General features: G+C 55.2%; 16 protein-coding genes. 14 read left to right on the top strand and 2 right to left on the bottom strand.

The window, feature by feature from the left end:
* The first annotated feature begins 266 nt into the window (after positions 1 to 266).
* From SH248x_RS05500 to SH248x_RS05540, 9 genes are all read left to right on the top strand, one after another.
* Positions 267 to 1,136: an efflux RND transporter periplasmic adaptor subunit gene (locus tag SH248x_RS05500; protein ID WP_459557511.1), complete on the top strand. Its 870-nt coding sequence runs from the start codon at positions 267 to 269 to the stop codon at positions 1,134 to 1,136.
* Positions 1,137 to 1,149: 13 nt separating this feature from the next.
* A complete protein-coding gene (locus tag SH248x_RS05505) occupies positions 1,150 to 3,417 on the top strand; it encodes a hypothetical protein (RefSeq protein ID WP_459557512.1) in 2,268 nt (755 codons plus the stop codon).
* 30 nt (positions 3,418 to 3,447) lie between these two features.
* Positions 3,448 to 5,454 (top strand): efflux RND transporter periplasmic adaptor subunit, encoded by a 2,007-nt coding sequence (locus SH248x_RS05510; protein WP_459557513.1) that lies wholly within the window; start codon positions 3,448 to 3,450, stop codon positions 5,452 to 5,454.
* A 426-nt stretch (positions 5,455 to 5,880) separates the two neighbouring features.
* Positions 5,881 to 5,973, top strand: a complete 93-nt coding sequence (gene kdpF / locus SH248x_RS05515; RefSeq protein ID WP_459557514.1) for a K(+)-transporting ATPase subunit F — start codon at positions 5,881 to 5,883, stop codon at positions 5,971 to 5,973.
* A complete protein-coding gene (kdpA, locus tag SH248x_RS05520) occupies positions 5,970 to 7,715 on the top strand; it encodes a potassium-transporting ATPase subunit KdpA (RefSeq protein ID WP_459557515.1) in 1,746 nt (581 codons plus the stop codon). The genes kdpF and kdpA overlap by 4 nt, the downstream gene beginning before the upstream one ends.
* Positions 7,716 to 7,963: 248 nt before the next feature.
* Entirely contained in the window at positions 7,964 to 10,030 is a 2,067-nt protein-coding gene (gene kdpB / locus SH248x_RS05525) for a potassium-transporting ATPase subunit KdpB (protein ID WP_459557516.1), read from the top strand.
* A 184-nt stretch (positions 10,031 to 10,214) separates the two neighbouring features.
* On the top strand, positions 10,215 to 10,787 hold the full coding sequence (gene kdpC / locus SH248x_RS05530; RefSeq protein ID WP_459557517.1) for a potassium-transporting ATPase subunit C: 573 nt from the start codon (positions 10,215 to 10,217) through the stop codon (positions 10,785 to 10,787).
* Positions 10,788 to 10,796: 9 nt separating this feature from the next.
* On the top strand, positions 10,797 to 13,493 hold the full coding sequence (locus SH248x_RS05535) for a DUF4118 domain-containing protein (protein ID WP_459557518.1): 2,697 nt from the start codon (positions 10,797 to 10,799) through the stop codon (positions 13,491 to 13,493).
* A 2-nt stretch (positions 13,494 to 13,495) separates the two neighbouring features.
* Positions 13,496 to 14,182: a response regulator transcription factor KdpE gene (locus SH248x_RS05540; RefSeq protein WP_459557519.1), complete on the top strand. Its 687-nt coding sequence runs from the start codon at positions 13,496 to 13,498 to the stop codon at positions 14,180 to 14,182.
* Here SH248x_RS05540 and SH248x_RS05545 read toward each other — a convergent pair whose 3' ends face one another.
* Together SH248x_RS05545 and SH248x_RS05550 are read right to left on the bottom strand one after the other, a co-directional pair.
* The gene (locus SH248x_RS05545) at positions 14,183 to 15,055 is read right to left on the bottom strand and encodes a DMT family transporter (protein WP_459557520.1); all 873 of its coding nucleotides are present in this window, start codon (positions 15,053 to 15,055) and stop codon (positions 14,183 to 14,185) included.
* 8 nt (positions 15,056 to 15,063) lie between these two features.
* Complete coding sequence (locus SH248x_RS05550; RefSeq protein ID WP_459557521.1) at positions 15,064 to 16,266, bottom strand: serine hydrolase domain-containing protein; 1,203 nt, start codon at positions 16,264 to 16,266, stop codon at positions 15,064 to 15,066.
* A 233-nt stretch (positions 16,267 to 16,499) separates the two neighbouring features.
* Between SH248x_RS05550 and SH248x_RS05555 the strand changes: the two genes are divergently transcribed.
* From SH248x_RS05555 to SH248x_RS05575, 5 genes are all read left to right on the top strand, one after another.
* The gene (locus SH248x_RS05555; protein ID WP_459557522.1) at positions 16,500 to 16,970 is read left to right on the top strand and encodes a glycine cleavage system H family protein; all 471 of its coding nucleotides are present in this window, start codon (positions 16,500 to 16,502) and stop codon (positions 16,968 to 16,970) included.
* The gene (locus tag SH248x_RS05560) at positions 16,964 to 18,073 is read left to right on the top strand and encodes a P-loop NTPase family protein (protein WP_459557523.1); all 1,110 of its coding nucleotides are present in this window, start codon (positions 16,964 to 16,966) and stop codon (positions 18,071 to 18,073) included. Before SH248x_RS05555 ends, SH248x_RS05560 begins: the two co-directional genes overlap by 7 nt.
* A 78-nt stretch (positions 18,074 to 18,151) precedes the next feature.
* Entirely contained in the window at positions 18,152 to 18,535 is a 384-nt protein-coding gene (locus SH248x_RS05565) for a hypothetical protein (protein ID WP_459557524.1), read from the top strand.
* The gene (locus SH248x_RS05570; protein WP_459557525.1) at positions 18,532 to 19,419 is read left to right on the top strand and encodes a 4Fe-4S dicluster domain-containing protein; all 888 of its coding nucleotides are present in this window, start codon (positions 18,532 to 18,534) and stop codon (positions 19,417 to 19,419) included. The genes SH248x_RS05565 and SH248x_RS05570 overlap by 4 nt, the downstream gene beginning before the upstream one ends.
* A gap of 3 nt (positions 19,420 to 19,422) precedes the next feature.
* Positions 19,423 to 20,613 (top strand): radical SAM protein, encoded by a 1,191-nt coding sequence (locus SH248x_RS05575; protein WP_459557526.1) that lies wholly within the window; start codon positions 19,423 to 19,425, stop codon positions 20,611 to 20,613.
* The last annotated feature ends 21 nt before the right edge of the window (positions 20,614 to 20,634 follow it).

Consider the following 20,634-nt stretch of genomic DNA (forward strand, 5'->3'; position numbering starts at 1 on the left):
TTACAAATTCCTGGGGAAAGCTACGGGAGGGCGAGGCTCCGTCCGAGCCGCTGTCCCGCGTTGCATCAATGCATCAACGAATCGATGTCAAAAGCCCTACAGGGACTTCGAGGCCATCGGAGTTCGGTTCACAGTTGGAGTTTCGCAACGCAATGAAGCGGCTCACACGGAGGTTCGCACTCCCTATCACGCAGCCCATGATCAGGGGATATCGAACAATCTTTTTTCAAGCAGTTTCTCGAAGCTTCGTCATCGCCGGTCTGGCTATGACTTCATTGATCTCGAACGCTGGTTATGCACAGTCTGTCAAACCGCAGCCTGAGCCGGCGGTCATCGTGATCAGCGATTGCGGTGTGCATTTGATTGATCATGTCGTCCTGGCATCCGATCGTCTGGCGATCCTCGGGAAGATCGATGTCAAAGAAGGGGACCTGGTTGAAGTCGGTCAATTGGTGGCTCAGCTTCGCAATGAAGAGCAACTCGCGGAAGAACGTCGCGCGTTTGTTGATTCGAAGAATGACATCATCGTGCGGATGGCCGTCAAGAATAAAGACGTAGCCAAGACGGAGCTGGATCTGGCTCACCGTGCCAATAAAAACACCAATGTTCTGACCGAACAGGAAATGCTCCGTGTCGAGTTAGCCCTCGACAAAGCGACGCTGGAAGAAGAGCAATCTATTCATGAGCAGGATTTGAAAGTCCTCGAACATGCCGTCGCGCTGGCCAAACTCAAGGCACATGACTTTTGCTCGCCGATCAAGGGAGTCGTTGTCAAGAAATTCAAGTCGGTGGGAGAAGCGCTGCAGCAGGGCGATCCCGTGATGGAGATTGTGAATGTTGACCGTCTCAAGATCGAGGCGTTCGTGCCGATGGCGGTGGCTCAGAAAATTCGTGTGGGTGCACCGGTCGAAGTCTCCGCGATGACGGCAGGCAGCGCCAAACACAAAGATACGCCGATTCTTAAGGGCACGATCCAGTTCATTGATGTTGTCGCGCAGCCGGTGACGGAAGAAGTTCGGATCTGGGCGGAAGTCGACAATGCACACCGGGTGCTTTACCCGGGACTGAGGGCTCAGATGCGTATTCTGCTCAAAGACGTCGAAGAAACTCCGGTTGCCGCTGTTGGTAAGAACTAATTAAGGATAGTCCGTGTCGATCGTCAATAAATCGCAGCGTCAAACAGGCAACCGGGCGAATGATCCGCTCGCGGAGCCGTGGCGCGCTGCGGAGGATGGCGAGCCGGCGCTACCTCTGCTGACGCGACGCGATCTCATCGTTGCGGAGGTCGATTTCCAGGGCGAGCCATGTTTCGTCGTCAAAGATCCCCTCGCGCTGGCTTATCATCGACTGACGAAAGTTCAATTTGCCGTTCTGACTCGACTTGAGCAGCCAGCCACGTTTGATGAACTGCTTTCATTGGCGCGATCGAGTGATCCTCGTGCTGTCATCACGCATTCTTCCCTGGTGAAGATGGTCGAGGAGATGCAGAAGAACGGACTGCTCCGGAGCACGCGTCCGTATCGAGGCGAGGAACTCGTTATCCTGCACCGGGAGGCTCAGCGGAAAGAGTTCTTTCAGGTTGCTTCCAATCTGTTGTTTCTGAAATTGCCTGGCTGGAATCCGGACCGGTTTTTGACGGCGACGTTTCCTTTCGTTCGCATACTGTTTCACCCAGTTGTGCTGTTCAGCCTGGCGTTGTTCTGCCTGAGTGCCTTGTTCCTGATTGCCCGCGAATACGCTGCCTTTTCCGCACGACTGCCAAACTTCTACTCGTTCTTCCAAGGGCATAACCTGCCTTATCTGTGGGCTTCGATTGCCGTGACAAAGTTCATTCACGAACTGGGGCACGCCTATGTCTGCCGTTACTTCGGGGCTGACGTTCATAAGATCGGCGTGATGGTCTTGATGCTCTCACCAACGCTGTACTGCGATGTGACTGACTCATGGATGTTGAAGAACAAGTGGCATCGAATCGCTATCAGCGCAGCGGGAACCGGGATCGAAATGGTTCTGTCAGCGATCGCGTTCTACCTGTGGTGGTGGACCGATGAGGGCGTCATCCACCAGCTTTGCGTCAACATTTTCCTGGTGACCGTGATTACGAACGCGGTCTTCAATCTCAATCCACTGGTTCGCTTCGATGGTTACTATATCCTGAGCGATTACCTGGAAATTCCCAACCTGAAGCAACAGGCGGATCAGGCCCTTCAGCGTTGGTTCTGCAGGTACTGTCTGGGAACAGACACTCCGATTGATGGTCAGTCGCCGACGGATGCGAATAGTTTATTTGCCTTGTATGCGGTCGCTGCATGGGTGTACCGTTGGGTGTTGACGTTCTCGATCATGATCTTTCTGTACCAGTTCCTGAAGCCATATGGATCTCACAATTTCGCGTTTGTTTTGTCGGGGATCAGTATCACGATGATGACCTACGGTGTTGTCCGAAGTATGCAAGCGGCGGCGAAGACGACTCAGATGCAGCCGTTGCATAAGGCGCGGTTTGCTGCGAGCGTGATCGGCGTGATCACTGTTGTCTGCTTTGTGGTGTTCGTGCCCGTCCCCTGGTGGATCAAGACGGGGTACAGCATCGAAGCGAAAGACTCGACGGAAGTCAAAACGCACGTCGCGGGTCGGCTGACAAAAATCCATGCCCGCCCGGGGGATCAGGTCAGTGCAGGTCAGACTCTGCTGGAGTTTGAGAATCCTGATCTTGAGGATCAGCTGCGCGAAGCTCAGCAGGAACTTGCGATCAATGAAGTGAAAATGAAGCAGGCCCGGGCTGCAAATGACCATTCAGAACGACAGCTCATTTCCGAGCAGATTGCGACCGTTCAAGGACAGATTCAATCTCTCGAGCGACAGTTGGCGGACCTGATTGTGATCGCTCCGGTAGCCGGGACGATTTTGGCAAGTGAGCCTTATGAAGATCCCTCACGAAAACAAAGTGGAAAGCTTCCGATCTGGTCCGGGCATTTGCTCGAGCCGAGGCAAGTCGGGGCCTGGGTCGAGACCGGCGTTCCGCTGCTGACAATTGCTCCCGGAAATGAGATGCAGGCGGTTTTACTGTTTGATCAGGATGATCGCAATGAGATCGAGATCGGGCGTCTTGTGCATCTTCGTCATGAGCATATGCCGGGCGTCTACCATGAAACCCCGGTTGTCCAGATTGGTCACCGTCAGATCAACGAAGCACCGACGGCGCTTTCGAATCGTTTTGGCGGCTATCTTGCGACGACAACGGGTGCCATGCAGAAGGAAGCGCTGCCGGGAGCCCATTATCAAGTTGTGGCGGATCTGCCGTCGGAAACTCAGTTTCTCCACGGAATGCGTGGGCAGGCTCGCATGATCAGTTATGAGCGTTCCATCGCTGGCTGGTTGTGGCGTGCCTGCCAACAACTCTTCACGTTCCGACTCTAGTCCATCGTTTGTCTTGTCAGGTTTATCGAAATGTCGACTCTCCCCAATGTCAGTCTCCTCAGTCCTTCGCAGCGAAAATCGCTGTCGCAGATGGAGAGACACATCGAAGCACAGATTCCAGCCGCTCAGTTCTTCAAGGAGTTTCTGGCTCTGTTGAGGACGGCGACCGGTGCAACGACGGCGGTCTTCTGGCGATTCAATGAACATGGCAATCTGCAGATCGGATTTGAAGATAGCTGGGAAGCACTCAAGCCGCTGCTTACGCCCGAGTTTGGCCAGCATCACCGCGATTCGATGAAGGCGGCGCTGCAACAGGAAATGGTGACGACCCGCGAAGTCGTGTTGAACGAACAAACCGGGTTGCGATTAACAACGTGCTTGAAGCCTATTCGAGAGGGAACGGAAGTCCGGGGTGTGATTGAGCTGGTCTTCACGTCGTCTCTGACACGAGAAGCGTCCGATGCGGTGCGAGAATTTCTGGACTATGCTTCTCAACTGCTGGCCGTCTATCTGGGATCTCTGCAGACGCAGCATTTGAAGATTGATCAATCTGCGTTCTGGAGTCGTTTCGAGCCACTTTTGCTGGAGTTATCGCGTCAGAAAGACAGTACGGCGTTGGGGTTCTTTCTGGCCAACGAACTACCGACGCTGCTGGGAGTTGACCGGGCGTATTTTGCCATCCAGCGCGGGCGACAGATTGAACTCGTCGCAGCGAGTAATTCGTCGAAGCTGCAGAAACGGTCGACGATGATGCTTAAGCTGAAGAAACTGCTGAGGTCGATGCGCACTCGGGATCGTCAGTTCGTCTATCCGGATCGACAGATTGAGGGAAATGATTCGACGTCGGTGCCGCTCAGTGATTATCTGCAGGTTTCTTCGACTCGCATGATTGCGATCCAGCCAATCCGCCTTGGGAAGGTGACTGACCAGCAGGCGCTGCCAAATCGCAAGGTTGAGAATCCAGCGAAGACGCTGGGGTATCTGGTCGTCGAGAATCTGCATGATGACCGTTTTGAAAAGTCACGACGTGAAGTGCTCGAACTGACCAGCTTGCACACGGCAGGCGTGCTGGAGCAACTGCGTCGCGTTGAAGATCTGCCGATGTACAGCGTCTGGCGATCAATTGGACGGACGATCTCGTGGTGCTACCGCAAGCAGTTTGGAAAGTCGCTGGCAGCGATTCTGGCTGTGGTCGCGATCAGCTTGATCTTGACCTACGTGCCATGGGCCTATCGGGTGACGGCGACGGGCAAATTGATGCCGGTCGAGCAGCGAGAGGTCTTTGCGCCCTGGGATGCGGAGGTGGAGTCGGTTCTGGTGGGGGATGGCGATACCGTCAAGGTTGGACAGGCGCTGGTCAAGTTGCGAAATAAAGAACTTGAGTCGGAAGAGCTGCGTGTTCGAAATATGCTGCAGGAGAAATTGACACTCGTCAGAACTCTCCGCGCGACGCGAGAGTCGAACATGCGCCAGGGTTCTGAGCAGGATATTCTTGAACTGGAAGGACAACTGGCAGAGGCGCTCGTCGAAATCGAACACCTGCAGCGTCAGCAGGAGATACTGTCTTCGCGATTGGATGATCTGGTTGTGAAGTCGACGATTGATGGAGTCGTCGCGACGTTCCAGTTGGAGCAGATTCTGCGTCACCGACCGGTGACTCGCGGCGAAGTTCTGCTGGAAGTGATGGATCCCGATGGGCCATGGCATTTGGAGTTGCAGTTGGATGATTACCGTATGGGGCATCTGATGGCTGAGCAGGCACGTTTGAAGCAGCCGCTGCATACGTCGTTCATTCTTGCGACGGAGCCGACAATCGCGTACGACGGGATGTTGAAGACGATTGGGACGCGGGCGTATGCGGATCAGGAAGCGCAAAAGAATGTCGTCGATATGCAGGTGGACTTTGATAAAGAGACCGTGCCAGCCCGGCGGATTGGGGCGGAGGTGAAGGCGAAGATTAATTGCGGCGAGAAGAGTCTGGGGTATGTGTTGTTTGGGGATATGATTGATTATGTAAGAAGTACGTTGTGGTTGTGATTGAGGAAGATGGGTGTCTGATGTTGATGGGCATAATGAGTACGGACTCTTGCCTAGCGCCCACCCTCATCCGCCCTTCGGGCACCTTCTCCCCTCAAGGGAGAAGGGACGACGTTCGAGCTAGATTCAATTTGCAGAGGTCCCTCATCCGTCGGCGAAGCGCCGCCACCTTCTCCCCGGGGGAGAAGGGACGGGGTGTGGTGAAGAAGATGATGATTTCTTCTTGATAAAGTCTTGATATCTCGGGGCTGGCTTTTGAGCCCTTTTTGATATGCGGCGGGGTAGGATTCATCCGACATTAACCCACAAGTCTTTGTGGAAGGAGATTCGGATGGATGCTGTTTGGATACTGCTGGCCCTGGTGTTTTTCGCGGCGTCGTGGGGGCTTGTTCTGCTGTTTGACCGCTTGAAGCAGGAGGAATAGTCATGGTGTGGACGACTGTTCTGGCCCTCGTTGTTGCTGTGGTTCTGGCGATCTATCTGATCGTCGCGTTGCTTAAGCCGGAGATTTTCTCATGACGTCGAATGCGCTGTTTCAAATGGTTTTGTATGTCGGGGTGTTGCTGGCGTGTGTTGTGCCGCTGGGGCGGTACATGACGATGGTGTTCACGCGACGTGTTCCTGGTTTGGAAAATGTCCTGGGGCCGGTGGAATCGTTGTTCTATCGGCTGTGCGGGGTTCGTCGTGAAGATGAGATGACTTGGAAGCAGTATTCAGCGGCGGTGATTGCGTTCAGCGTCGTCGGAATTCTATTCGGATATCTGTTGCAGCGGATGCAGGGAGCGCTGCCGTTGAATCCTGCGGGGATGGCGGGGGTAACGCCCGATTCGTCGTTCAATACCGCGATCAGTTTCGTAACGAATACGAACTGGCAGGGGTATGGCGGGGAATCGACGATGAGTTATCTCACGCAGATGCTGTTTTTGAATGTGCAGAACTTTGTCTCGGCGGCGGTCGGGATTGCGGTTGTGGTCGCGTTGGCACGAGGGTTTAGCCGGAAGAACTCGGCGACGATCGGTAATTTCTGGGTCGATCTGACGCGCTGCGTGATGTACGTGTTGCTGCCACTGTCTTTGGTGCTGGCGGTAATGCTGGTTTCGCAGGGCGTTGTGCAGACGTTTGATCGCTATGCGAGCGTCGATCTGAAAGAACCAGTGACGAATGCGGAGGGAGAAGCTGTCACTACGCAAATAATTGCGTTGGGGCCTGCCGCTTCGCAGATTGCGATCAAACAGTTGGGGACGAATGGGGGCGGGTTCTTCAATGTCAACTCGGCTCACCCGCTAGAGAATCCGACACCCTGGTCGAACTTCCTGGAGATGATCGCGATTCTGCTGATACCGGCTGCGTTGTGTTACACGTTCGGGGAGATGGTCGGTGATACGCGACAAGGGTGGGCGATCTTGACTGCGATGACGCTTGTCTTTGTGGGGTTTCTTGGGCTGACGTATTTCTTCGAGCAGGCTGGGAACCCGACGTTTGCCACACTTGGTGTCGATCAGGCTGCCAGTGAGTTGCAGTCGGGCGGGAATATGGAAGGGAAAGAGACTCGTTTTGGAATTGCGAACTCTGTCATCTGGGCGACGACGACGACGGCGGCTTCGAATGGCTCGGTCAACTCGATGCATGATTCGTACACGCCGCTGGGGGGGATGGTTCCGATGGTGTTGATGCAGTTGGGAGAGGTCATCTTCGGGGGAGCTGGATCTGGACTCTACGGAATGGTCGTCTTTGCCATTGTCGCCGTCTTTATTTCCGGACTGATGGTCGGGCGTACGCCTGAGTACATCGGGAAGAAGATCGGTGCGTATGAGATGAAGATGGCATCGCTGGTGATCCTGGCACCATGTGCGATGGTGCTCGTGGGGACGGCGATCGCGGTCTCGGCTGAGCAGGGGCGTGCGACGATCTTCAATCCTGGGGCTCATGGTTTCAGCGAAGTTCTGTATGCGTTCTCGTCGGCGAGTAATAACAACGGAAGTGCGTTCGCCGGGTTGGGGGCCAACACCCCGTTTTACAACGCTCTGTTGGGAGTCTGCATGCTCATCGGGCGATTCTGGGTGATGCTACCGGTGCTCGCAATTGCGGGGTCACTGGCTTCCAAGAAGAGCGTACCGGCGGGGCCGGGGACGCTACCGACGCATACGCCGCTGTTTGTGTTCTTACTGATTTCTGTCGTGATGCTGGTGGGGGCGTTGAGCTTTCTCCCCTCGCTGGCTTTGGGGCCGATTGTTGAACACCTGATGCTGAATTCTGCATGAGGCTGTTTGCCTGTTCTGTCTGTGCAACCGGGAGGGAGAGGCTCCGTCCGAGCCGCTGTCCCGCGTTGCAACATTCCAATCACCAAATCGATGCCAGTTGCTCTAGCCGGTAGAAGAAACCTTCGAGGCCATCGAAGTTCTGCTCAGAGTTGGAGTTTCGCAACGCAAAGAAGCGGCTCACACGGAGGTTCGCCCTCCCGGTGTTGCCTTCAGTCAATTTTATTACGCAGCTACCCAGGACAAATCATATGTCGACTTCTCAATTGAGCTTTTTTAGTGGCAAGGTGCTGGTGGATGCCATCCTTGCGTCGTTTACGAAATTGGCCCCGCGCGTGCAGGTTCGCAATCCGGTGATGTTTACCGTCTTTGTGGGGAGTATTCTCACGACGATTTTGTGGGTGAATGCACTGGGAAATCCGACTGTGGGTGAATCGACCGGATTCATTTTCGGCGTGATGATCTGGTTGTGGTTTACTGTTCTGTTTGCGAACTTTGCGGAAGCGATTGCTGAGGGACAGGGGAAAGCTCAGGCAGCGACCCTTCGTAAAAGTCGGACGACGGTGATCGCGAATAAACTGCTCAACGGCAGGAAGGGGGCGACAGAGGAAGTGTCTGCGACATTATTGAAGTTGGATGATCTGATCATCGTCAAGGCGGGTGAGACGATTCCGACGGATGGGGAAGTCGTCGAGGGGGTTGCCTCTGTCGATGAGAGTGCGATCACCGGGGAGAGTGCGCCTGTTGTGCGTGAGAGTGGCGGGGATCGAAGTGCAGTCACGGGAGGGACGCGGGTCATTTCGGACTGGCTGGTCGTGCGAGTGACATCGCTGCCGGGGCAGAGTTTTCTGGATCGCATGATTGCGATGGTCGAGGGGGCGAAGCGTCAGAAGACGCCGAATGAGATTGCGCTGGCGATCTTACTGGCGGGGTTAACGTTTATCTTTCTGCTGGTCGTTTCGACGCTGTTGCCTTACTCGATTTATAGTGTGCTGGTGTCAGAGCAGGGGACGCCGATCAGTTTGACGGTGCTGGTGGCGCTCTTTGTGTGTCTTGCACCGACGACGATCGGGGCGCTGTTGTCTGCGATCGGGATTGCGGGGATGAATCGGCTCAATCAAGCAAACGTCATCGCGATGTCTGGTCGCGCGGTAGAGGCGGCTGGAGATATCGATGTTCTGCTGCTCGATAAAACAGGGACGATTACGCTAGGCAATCGTCAGGCGAGTCAGTTCGTGGCAGCGTCTGGTGTTCAAGAGAGTGATCTCGTCGAAGCCGCTCATCTGTCGTCGATTGCCGATGAGACGGCAGAGGGGCGAAGTATCGCGGTGCTGGCGAAGACTCGCTATGGACTGCGTGGCGTTGATCTGGAGAAGTTGCAGTTGAAGTACATTGAGTTCTCGGCTCGGACGAGAATGAGCGGTGTGGATGTCGAGGGACATGAGATTCGAAAGGGTGCCTTTGATGCGATCTCGAACTACGTCTCTGAGCGTGGCGGGAAGATGCCCGAGGATGTGAAGTTGACGGTCCAAAGCCTGTCGAAGGCGGGGAGTACGCCGCTGGTGGTGTGTCGCGACCGTCAGGTCCTGGGGGTGATCGAGTTGAAGGACATCGTCAAAGGGGGGATCAAGGAGCGGTTTGCGGAACTGCGTCAGATGGGGATCAAGACGATCATGATTACCGGAGATAATCCTCTCACAGCGGCGGCGATTGCTGCAGAAGCGGGGGTGGATGATTACCTGGCGGAAGCAACCCCGGAAGCGAAGCTGGAACTCATTCGTGAGTACCAGAAGGGGGGACGACTGGTAGCGATGACGGGCGACGGGACCAACGATGCGCCTGCCCTGGCCCAGGCGGATGTGGCCGTCGCGATGAACAGTGGCACGCAGGCGGCGAAGGAAGCGGGGAATATGGTCGATCTCGATTCGAATCCGACCAAGCTGATAGAGATCGTCAACATCGGCAAGCAGTTGCTGATGACACGAGGATCGCTGACGACATTCAGCATTGCCAACGATGTGGCCAAGTACTTTGCGATCCTGCCGGCGGCGTTTGCTTCGACTTACCCCGTGCTGAAGATGCTTGATCCGATGAGACTGACGTCTCCGACGTCCGCGATCCTGTCAGCGGTCATCTTTAACGCCCTGATCATCATCGCGCTGGTTCCACTGGCATTGAAGGGAGTCAGTTACAAGCCGATGGCAGCGGCGCAACTGTTGCGTAATAACCTGCTGGTGTACGGGTTGGGCGGGTTGGGCGTGCCGTTTGTTGGGATCAAGTGTATTGACATGTTTTTGACGGTGATTGGGGTGGCTTGAGAGAGATGTTGCCTGACGCTTATGTGGCAATGGAAGCGTTCTCTTGCCTATCGCTCACCCTCATCCGCCCTTCGGGCACCTTTTCCTGAGAAGACTACCGCATTGCCCTTACTCTCGCCTTATCGGCGAGCGGGCAATTTGGTTCCACCTCAAGGGAGAAGGGACATTTTCAGGGAGTTTTTCGATGTTTGCTCAAATACGTATTTCTGTTGTCATGTTGGTGTTGATGACGGCTTTAACTGGTGGAGCTTATCCGGCCGTCGTGACGTTGATTGCACAGACTTTCTTTCCTTATCAGGCGAATGGGAGTCTGATTGTCGAAGATGGGACGTGCGTTGGGTCGGAGTTGATTGGGCAGCAGTTCTCGGAGCCGAAGTACTTCTGGTCGCGATTGTCGGCGACGGGGCCGGTGGCGTTTAATGCGGCGGCTTCGAGTGGTTCGAACTATGGGCCGATGAATCCTGCGCTCAAAGATGCGGTGACAGGACGAATCGAGAGTCTTCGTGGTAGTCAGAGTGATCTCGCGAAAGTGCCTGTCGATCTCGTGACGGCATCGGCAAGCGGGTTGGATCCACATATCAGTCCAGCGTCGGCACAATTCCAGATTGCACGTGTTGCGAACGCGAGAAACCTGGAGGCTGTCAAGGTTCGTGAGTGCGTTGACGCTGTGACTGAGGGGCGTCAATTTGGATTCCTGGGTGAGCCGCGTGTGAATGTTTTGAAACTCAATCTGGCCCTTGACTCACTTGCCAAGTAAGTTGCATCCATGATCGATGTGCGTCCTGACCCTGATGAACTCCTCGTCCGCGTGAAAGCGGAGATGCAGACGCGTCGTCGGGGAATGCTCAAGATTTTCTTTGGCTATGCGGCAGGCGTCGGCAAGACGTATGCCATGCTGGAGGATGCTCATCGGGCCATCGCGACGGGTGTCGATCTGGCTGTCGGGTATGTTGAGCCTCACGCCCGACCTGAGACGCAGAGGTTGCTGCAGGGTTTGGAGATTCTGCCGACGCTGAAGTTTGAGTACCGAGGGGTGACGCTTCAAGAGGTTGATGTCGATGCGGCGATTGCGCGTCGTCCGGATATCATTTTGGTCGATGAACTGGCTCACTCAAACGCAGAGGGTGCGCGGCATGCCAAGCGTTATCAGGACATTGAGGATCTGCTCGAAGCGGGGATCAACGTCTGGACGACGTTGAATGTGCAGCACATTGAGAGTCTGAATGATGTTGTTGGACAGATCACAGGAGTCGTCGTTCGTGAGACGATTCCGGATCATGTCTTTGATTCGGCAGATGACATCGAGCTGGTTGACGTGACGCCGGAGGAGCTACTTTCCCGGCTGAATGCCGGGAAGGTTTATCTCAGTGACCAGGCGCAACGCGCGGTCCAGAGTTTCTTTCGACGCAATAACTTGACGGCGCTGCGCGAGATGTCTTTGCGACAGGCGGCTCAGCGGGTGCATGTCGAAGTGGAAGCAGCTCGGCAGAGTACGTCGGAGAAACAGCCCTGGGCGACGATTGATACGCTGCTGGTCTGCGTGGGGCCGAGTCCGACGACGGCTCGTGTGATAAGAACCGCCAAGCGACTGGCGACGGCCCTCAATGCGAAGTGGATCGCTGTTTCGGTCGATCGTGCAGAGGGAGATAAAAACGGGCCAGTCTCTGCACAGATTGCCGAGCACTTCCGTCTGGCGGAGCGGTTGGGGGCAGAGACGGCGACGCTGATTGGCAATGATGTTGCGGGGACGGTTCTGGAGTATGCCCGGCAGCGGAATGTGACCAAAGTCTTTATTGGTAAGACGAAGCAGCCGGTGTGGCGGCGGGTGTTTCATGGGTCGGTTGTTGATCATCTGCTGGAGCAGAGCGGTAAGATTGATGTTTATGTGATTCATGGTGAGAAGGAAGGAAAACGACCAGCGACTGCTCGAAGCGCTGACGCCTTCCAGTGGCGCCCTCTATTCCTGGCGAGCGGTGTTGTGGGAGTCGCATGTGCGATTGGGATTGGGCTTCGTTCTGCGCAGCTGGCGGATGCGGAAGCGAATGTCGTCATGATCTTTCTGGCGGCGGTTGTGTTTGTGGCTTCGTACTTGGGGAGCCGGGCGTCGGTGTGGGCGAGTGTTGTCTCGGTGTTGCTGTTCGACTTTTGTTTTGTGCCGCCGATCGGGACGTTTGTGGTGTCCGACTCGGAGTACATCCTGACGTTCAGCGTAATGCTGGCGATCGGGCTCTTGATCGGGTCATTGACGAGTCGGCTGAAACTACAGATCGAAAACTCGAAACAGAGAGAGCGACGGACGTCGGCGCTGTATGAGCTGGGGAAACAATTGGGATCTCTGTATGGCGTTTCGTTCCTGGTGAATGCAACTGGGCGAAAGGTTCAGGAGATGACGGGCGGCGAGGTCGTTATCTATCTCAAGCAGGGCGGCCAGCCGGTAGAGCTGTATTTCGGACAGGGAACCGCGCTGGCGACGCATCAAGTCAGTCTGCCAGCGGCTCAATGGGTAACCGATCATGATCAGATTGCAGGGACAGGGACCGACACGCTGCCGAATGCGATCGGGCTGTTTCTTCCGTTGATCGGATCGCAGGAGACGCATGGGGTGATTGCGGTTCGAGTGAACGACACGGAGCGTCTTTTGCAGCCGGAGCAACGTCGGCTGTTAGAAGCGTGTGCGAGCCAATTGTCATTAGCCTTGGAGCGGGATCATCTGGCGATCGAGGCCGCGGATGCAAGAATCGAAGCGGAGACAGAGCAGGTACGCAGCAGTTTGTTGAGCGGGGTGTCGCATGATTTGAAGACGCCGCTGGCGGTGATCGCGGGAGCTTCGGGGACGCTGCTGGAGTCTGATTCGTTGACAGAGCAGACGCGTCGAGAGTTGCTGGAGACAGTGGCTGAGGAAGCGGATCGGTTGAATCGTCTGCTGGAGAATATTCTGCAGATGTCGAAACTGGATGCGAATGTCTCGGCCAGGAAGGACTGGCATGTGCTCGAGGAGATTATCGGGTCGGCACTGCATCGGTTGACGAAGACGCTCCTCGAATACCGGGTCGAGATTCGCCTCCCGCCAGACCTGCCGCTGATCTGGGTGGATGGATTATTGATTGAGCAGATCTTCATCAATCTGCTGGAGAATGCCACGCGGTACACCCCATCGGGTACATTGATCACGATCTCAGCAGTTGTTCAACCTTCAGTCCTGCTGATTCGGGTCTCGGATAATGGGCCGGGGATTCCACTGGGACTGGAGGAGAAGATCTTCGAGAAGTTCTATCGTGCGACGGAGATCAACGATGGCGGTAGAGGGAGTGGGCTGGGGCTGGCGATCTGTCGTAGTATCGCGCGGCTGCATGGAGGCGACATCAAAGCTGGTCAGCGAGTCGGTGGTGGGGCGGAGTTTCTGTTGACGTTGCCGCTGTTGAAATCGGCTCCGCAGGTTAAACTGGATGTGGAAGCGAGCTGACGATGTCACAACCACTGATTCTCATTATTGAAGATGAACCGCCGATTCGAAAGCTGTTGCGCGCTTCGTTGTCGGATGCCGACTATCGGATCAATGAAGCAGCCAGTGGGGCAGAGGGGATCAAGCTGGCGAGTGTTCAACCGCCCGATCTGGTCATTCTCGATCTCGGGCTGCCGGACATCGATGGGCAGGAAGTGATCCGAAGATTACGCGAATGGTTGACGAGTCCGATCATCATTCTCTCGGCTCGCGAGCAGGAACAAGAGAAGATCGATGCCCTGGACGGAGGGGCCGATGACTACGTTACCAAGCCATTCAGCGTCGGTGAGCTTCAGGCGAGGATGCGGACGGCGTTGCGTCATCATCAACGGGCTTCGCATGAAGCAGCGACATTTACGATCGGGGAACTCAAGGTCGACTATGAGTCGCGCATCGTGATGCTGTCCGGTGTTCCAATTCACTTGACGCCGCTGGAGTACAAGCTGCTGATCACGCTGATCAAGCATCAGGGCAAAGTCCTGACGCATCGCTTTCTGCTGAAAGAAGTCTGGGGACCGCATCATACGCAGGAGAATCATTACCTGCGGGTCTTCGTCGCTAATCTGAGACGTAAAGTCGAGCCGGATGCAGCGCGGCCACGGTTCATTATTACGGAGCAGAGTGTCGGGTATCGATTTGCGGGCTCGTGATCATCTTGCGGGTTTGATGCTGGCATAGCAGGCGACGCTGAGGATGACTGCACAACCAATTAAAGTTCGAAGGTCAGGGAATTGGCTGATGAGAAGGGCGGCAAGGAGAATGCCATAGACTGGCTCGAGGCAGGTGATCAGGCTCGCGGTGCGGGTGTTGATGTGCTTGAGGCTGATGATGAAGAGGGCATGCGGAACGGCGGTGCAGAGACTGCCCAGAATCAATAATGAGAGAAGATCAGAGTTTGAGGGTCGTGTCGTAAAGAGGCTGACTGTGGCCAAGAGGCAGAGCCCTGCGATCAACTGCTGGTGAAAAGCGACGACGAGGCCTGAGTAACGTTTGACGAGTTGGCGGTTTGATAGCGAGAGAACTGCAAACAGGATCGCCGAGACGATGCCCCAGACCGCACCGCGGGTCGTGTCGTTCTTCCAGTTGAATTCGGGTGAGACCAGAATCACTCCCAGGATGACAACAGCCGCGATCGCGATGTCCGAGAGCCTGGGGAATCGTCCCGAAAGAGCCGGTTCGAGGAGAGCCACCCAGATGGTGAATGTGGAGACGGTTGTCAGGCCGACAGCCACGCCCGCCATCTGGATCGACATGAAGAAGGTGACCCAGTGGGCAGCGAGGAGCGAACCGGTGATTGCGAGAAAGGCCCAATCAAGTTTCGATTGAGGAGCAATTTTTTGTTTCGTAAAAAGCAGCATGCCGAGCAGTGCTGCTGCACCGATGAGCGAGCGGGAGAAAACGATGTCAGTCGCTGGGAGCGAGACGACTGCCCCTAACGGGCCGGAGATACCGAAAAGCAGCACCGCGATGTGGACTGCGATCAGACTCTTCCTGTGCTGCTGTTCCATGACCGACGTTGACAATTGAGCCTCTATTCCTCAGCCTGAAAATCTTGAAGAGAGGCAACTGCGACTGTGCTGACACGGCCGATGAGAGGATTGACGGAGCCTTTGCCATCGGGATGGACGCGGTTACTCAGGAAGATGACATAGAGATCGCGGACAGGGTCGATCCATAGAGACGTGCCGGTAAAGCCGCCGTGACCGTAGGCGCGGCTGGACATCATATCGCCACGCTGAGACGAATAGCCGGTGCGGATGTCCCAGCCGAGTCCGCGTAAGCCCCCTGGGACTTTGACGGGCGTTGTCATGAAATCGATGGTTTCTGGCTTGAAGATTCTCCGGCCGTTAAGTTCCCCTTTGTTGAGCAGCATCGTTGCGTAACGGGAGAGGTCACTGGCGGTGGAGAAAAGGCCAGCGTGACCTGCAATGCCGTCGAGTTTGTAGGCGCGCGGGTCGTGAACTTCACCACGCATCCAGCGGCCTTCGCGCTCCTGAGTGAGAGCCGCCCGTTCCCGGAGAGGCTCTGCGGGGTTGTAACCGGTTTCCGACATGCCGAGAGGAGAGAAGATTTCCTGATGGGAGAACTCATTGACGTTCAGGCCGGTGATCTTTTTGACGAGATAACCGAGCATGATGAAGTTGACGTCGCTATACATGAACTTCTCGCCAGGGGTGGCGACGGGTTTTAGCAGGAGGAGACGTCGGAATGCATCGTCTGCGCTTTGCAGGTAATCCGCGAGCGGGTTATCGGGGATCAGGCCGGACTGGTGAGTGAGAAGTTGTAGAACGGTGATGGATTCCTTGCCGTTGTTGGCGAAGTCTGGTTCGTAGTCGGCGACGGGCTTGGTGATGTCGATTTGCCCGCGTTCGACAAGCAACATGATGCTCGTGGCTGTCGCGATTGGCTTAGTGAGAGACGCCAGATCGAAGACGGTGTCTGTCAGCATCGGACGGACGTCTGGCTTGAGACTCAGGTTGCCATAAGCTTTGTGGTAGGCGATTCCTGCACGACGGCCGATGAGGACAACACAACCTGGCATCTTCTCCTGGCGGATGCCCTCTTCGACGATTTCATCGATATATGCCAGTCTCGCGAAATCCATTTCCAAAGCGACAGGCGTGCTCTTCCTCTTTGGTTGTTGAGCAAACGCCAGAGAGGGGGATGATTGCGTCATGGAGGCGGCGATGGCGCTGACAATGGAGGTGCTCAGGAATTGGCGTCGGTTTGGCATGCGTTTACTACTTGGAGGCGGAGCTGATTGAATGAGTCTGATCGTACAACGAATTGTTGACGTGTGCTATCACCAGAGATGGCGCATGGGACTTCGCATGAACCAATACGTCTGTGAAGTCACACACGGATTTTGATTGATTCGTCGGTTATTGTTGTGAGAAGGAATGTTGATTCTTTTAGCGTCGATTCTAAGATGGAAGACACCCTGTCACGCCCTGAGCCGGAAGCACTATGCCTGTTGATCCTAAACAGACCACCTATTTTAAACAGGCTCGTTTCACGACTCGTCTGCCGAACAGCTACCTTTATGCCCCGTCGCATTACTGGCTGCGAGAGATCGAGCCGGGCTTGTTTCAGGTCGGGCTAACGCGATTTGCGTCGCGGATGCTGGGAGACTTTGTCGAGATTGGCTTTGAATGTCAGCCGGGAGAGCCGGTGAAATCCGGAGACGTGATCGGCTCGATTGAGGGATTCAAGGCGATCTCGGATATTTACTGTGCTGCGGAGGGCGAGTTTGCAGGGGGGAATGCAGCGATTCTCTCTGATCCCGATCTCGTCGGGAGCGATGCTTATGATCGCGGGTGGATGTACGCAGTCAAGGGGAAGCCAGGCGATGATGTCCTGGACGTGCATGGGTACATGGCGTTGTTGAACGCGACGATTGAGAAGATGCTTGATGCCGAGAAAGAAAAGCCATGCTGAAACCGACTTACATCATGATTGGCGGATTTCTGGGGGCTGGCAAAACAACTGCTGTCTTGAAACTGGCACAGTTGTTTTCGTCGCGAGGGCAGAAAGTCGGCCTGATTACCAATGACCAGAGTGTTGGTTTAGTAGATACAGCGCTGCTGGATTCGCATGGTTACGCGACGGAGGAGATCACGGGAGGGTGTTTCTGCTGTCGGTTCGGTTCGCTCGTCGAAGCGGCAGATCGTTTGACAACCTCGACCCAGCCTGAGGTGTTTCTCGCAGAGCCCGTTGGCAGTTGTACCGATTTACGAGCAACGGTCAGTTATCCGCTGACGAGGATGTATGGAGAGAATTTTACGATTGCGCCATTGAGCGTGCTGGTTGATCCGGTTCGCGCACAACGGATCCTGGGACTGAAAGCAGGGAAGAGCTTCTCCAGTAAAGTACGATACATCTACGAGAAGCAGCTGGAAGAAGCGGATATCGTCGTCATTAACAAGACGGATCTCTTGTCAGCCGGTGAACTTGAGGAGTTGACGACTGCGATTCAGTCGCGCTATTCGGAAGTCGCGGTCTTTCCGATCTGCGCACGCACCGGCGAAGGGATCGATGCCTGGGCGGATGCGATCGTGAATGGCAAGTTGGCGAAGCGGCCATCCATGGATGTTGACTACCAGGTTTATGCGGACGGCGAAGCATTGCTGGGGTGGCTCAACCTGCAGGCGAACATCAATTCGGATGAGGAAGTCGATGGAAATGAGTGGTTGCTGTCGTTTGCTCAATCATTGTGCGATGAACTCAAGACGATCAACGCCGAAGTCGCTCACCTGAAGATGACCTTGATGCCGGAGTTCGGAAATGATCTGGCTGTCGTCAATCTCGTGCGTGATGGGATGTCACCGGAAATCGCGTATGAACTTTCCGATCCGCTCGATTCGGGAGAGCTGCTGGTGAACTTACGTGCGGAAGCAGATCCGAGCCAGTTGAAGTCCCTGGTCGAGGAGTTGTTGCAGCGGGCGGGTGAGGCGGGTAAGCTAAACGTTGTTGTGACAACTGTTGAAGCGTTTCGTCCTTCACCACCGACGCCGACGCATCGGTTGTCGGAGAGTGTTTGAGAGATTCGAGATCAGTTCGTACGTTGAATACACAGGGGGTTGACACCCCCCGCTCGCCTCCAAGAGTTAGAAATCTGCATGTCTTCGAAGATCCTTTATTGTCATTGCACTTACGCGAAGATCGTGGCGGAAGATGTCAAGACGGGGGTCTTGAAGCAACTCAGCGAGCAGGCGTGTGATCATCCGTTCGATGCGGTGGCTGATCTGTGCGAACTTTCGGCCAAAGGGGATGCGTCGCTGCAAGACTATGCGGCCCAGCCGGGGTTAAAGATTGTGGCGTGTTATCCCCGCGCGGTGAAATGGCTGTTTTCCGCAGCGGGAGCGAAACTTGGCGAAGATATTTCGATTTTGAATATGCGAACACAGACGAGTGATGAAATTGTGGCGCAAATTCGTAAGGAATCGACTTCTGGAACGACACAGGATGTCGCGACTGAGATGAAGGAGCCAGAAGGTCCATGATTGCAAACGCCGTCCAGGTACAAAAGATCGTCATTTACGAGGGGCCGGACAGCCAGCCGCTCGATGCCGAGTTCCGCTTTTCGCTCGTGCAGGGCCTCCTCAAGAGTGGTTACGCAGCTCGGATGACTCGTTTCGCAGACGACGTCGGTGCAGCGGCGTCGCAGAGCATTATCGTGTTGGGGGATTTAGCCGGGGCGATGCCGGAGTGGCTGGGAAGACTGGTCCAGAACGGCCGGTCGTTTGCCCACGATATCCGCGGGCTGCCTGTTGAGCAAATTGTGCAGCGTGTCGTCGAGACCTGTCAGAAGACGGCTCTTGGAACGGCTGGCGGATGGAAGCCCTGGTTTCCGGTCATCGATTATGATCGCTGCACCAACTGCATGCAGTGCCTGAGTTTCTGCCTGTTTGATGTCTACGGCGTGACCGATAAAGGCAAAATCAACGTTCAGAATCAAAGCAACTGTAAGACCGACTGCCCAGCCTGTTCGCGAGTCTGCCCGGAAGTGGCGATTCTGTTTCCCAAGTACAAAGCCGGCCCGATCAATGGCGATGAAGTCAACTCGGATGACATTCGTCGCGAGGCGATGAAAGTCGATATCTCTGCCCTGCTGGGTGGTGATATCTATTCCATGCTCAGAGATCGAAGTGCGAAGGCGAAGTCTCGTTTCTCGAAAGAACGCGATGATGACCGTGCCCTCAAGGAACGTCAGCGCTGTCTGACGAAACTCAAGGACTCGATGGACCTCGAGATTCCTACCGAAGTCCTGTCCAGCCTGCCTTCGTTTGATCAGATTCAGAAGAAGGCCGTGGAAGCCAAGAAAAAAGCTGCTGATGCCATCGCGATGAACGCCGCCGTTAACTCGAGCGAGGAAGCAAAGGGTTAACTTATGATTTTGAAACTCGGCTACCGGATGATGGCTTCGACGGATCGAAAAGTCCTTTGGAAGTTTGCCTACAACTTCGGATTCAAGGGGATGCTGTCGGTTCAGAAGTTCAAAAGACGACTGAAAAAGGGAATTCACTTCCCGCCGTTTCTGTTCATCTCCATGATCAACAGCTGCCAGCTGCGTTGTCAGGGGTGCTGGGTTGATGTCTCTGCGAAGCGTCAGATGATCACGATTGAGGATCTCAATCGCGTCATCACCGATGCCAAGAAGCACGGCAACAGCTATTTCGGTTTGCTGGGCGGCGAGCCGTTCATGCACCCGAACCTGTTCGATGTGCTGGAAGCTCACCCCGATTGTTACTTTCAGATCTTCACCAACGGGCAGCTGATCACCGATGAAGTCGCAGCTCGGTTGCGAAAATGTGGCAACGCGACTCCGCTGGTCAGCATCGAAGGTTCGGAAATCGTCAGCAATGAGCGTCGCGGCGGGAAGGACGTTCTCAACAAGACGATGCAGGGGCTGGAGAACTGCGTTAAGCACAAATTGATCGTCGGCGTCGCGACCAGCGTCTGTCAGACAAATATCAATCTGGTCAGCGAGACCTGGGTACGTCGCCTGATTGAACTGGGCGTGCATTACGTCTGGTTCCATACCTACCGCGTGGTCGGGCCGAATCCTGCTGAAGACCTTGCGTTGACGCCGGAGCAGATTCTGCAGGTTCGCAAGTTTGCCGTCGAGATGCGTGGCAAGCTGCCGATTGGGATCGTCGATGCCTATTGGGACGATAAGGGCGAAGCCCTCTGTCCAATGGTGACTGGGATCAGCCATCACATCGGGCCATCCGGGGCGATCGAGCCTTGTCCGATTATCCAGTTTGCCACCGAGACGATCAAAGACAGCCCAAGTATTTACGATCTGATGACCAAGTCCGCGTTTTTGAACGATTTTCGTGAAACGTCTGCAAAAGCCACGCAAGGTTGTATCGTGCTCGAGCGACCTGATCTGGTCCATGATCTGGTCGTCAAGCACGGGGCCAAAGATACGACGCAGCGTCAAACGGCGCTGGTCGAACTTCAAGTCTTGAAACCTCGAAATAGTCAGCACAATCCTCAGGAGCAAATTCCCGAGAAGCACTGGCTGTACCGGTTTGCCAAAAAGCACTGGTATTTCGGATTCAATGCCTACACCTGATCGACCTGGCTTGAGACAATA

This window comes from Lacunimicrobium album, from assembly GCF_052161635.1.
Lineage (GTDB): Bacteria > Planctomycetota > Planctomycetia > Planctomycetales > Planctomycetaceae > SXPC01.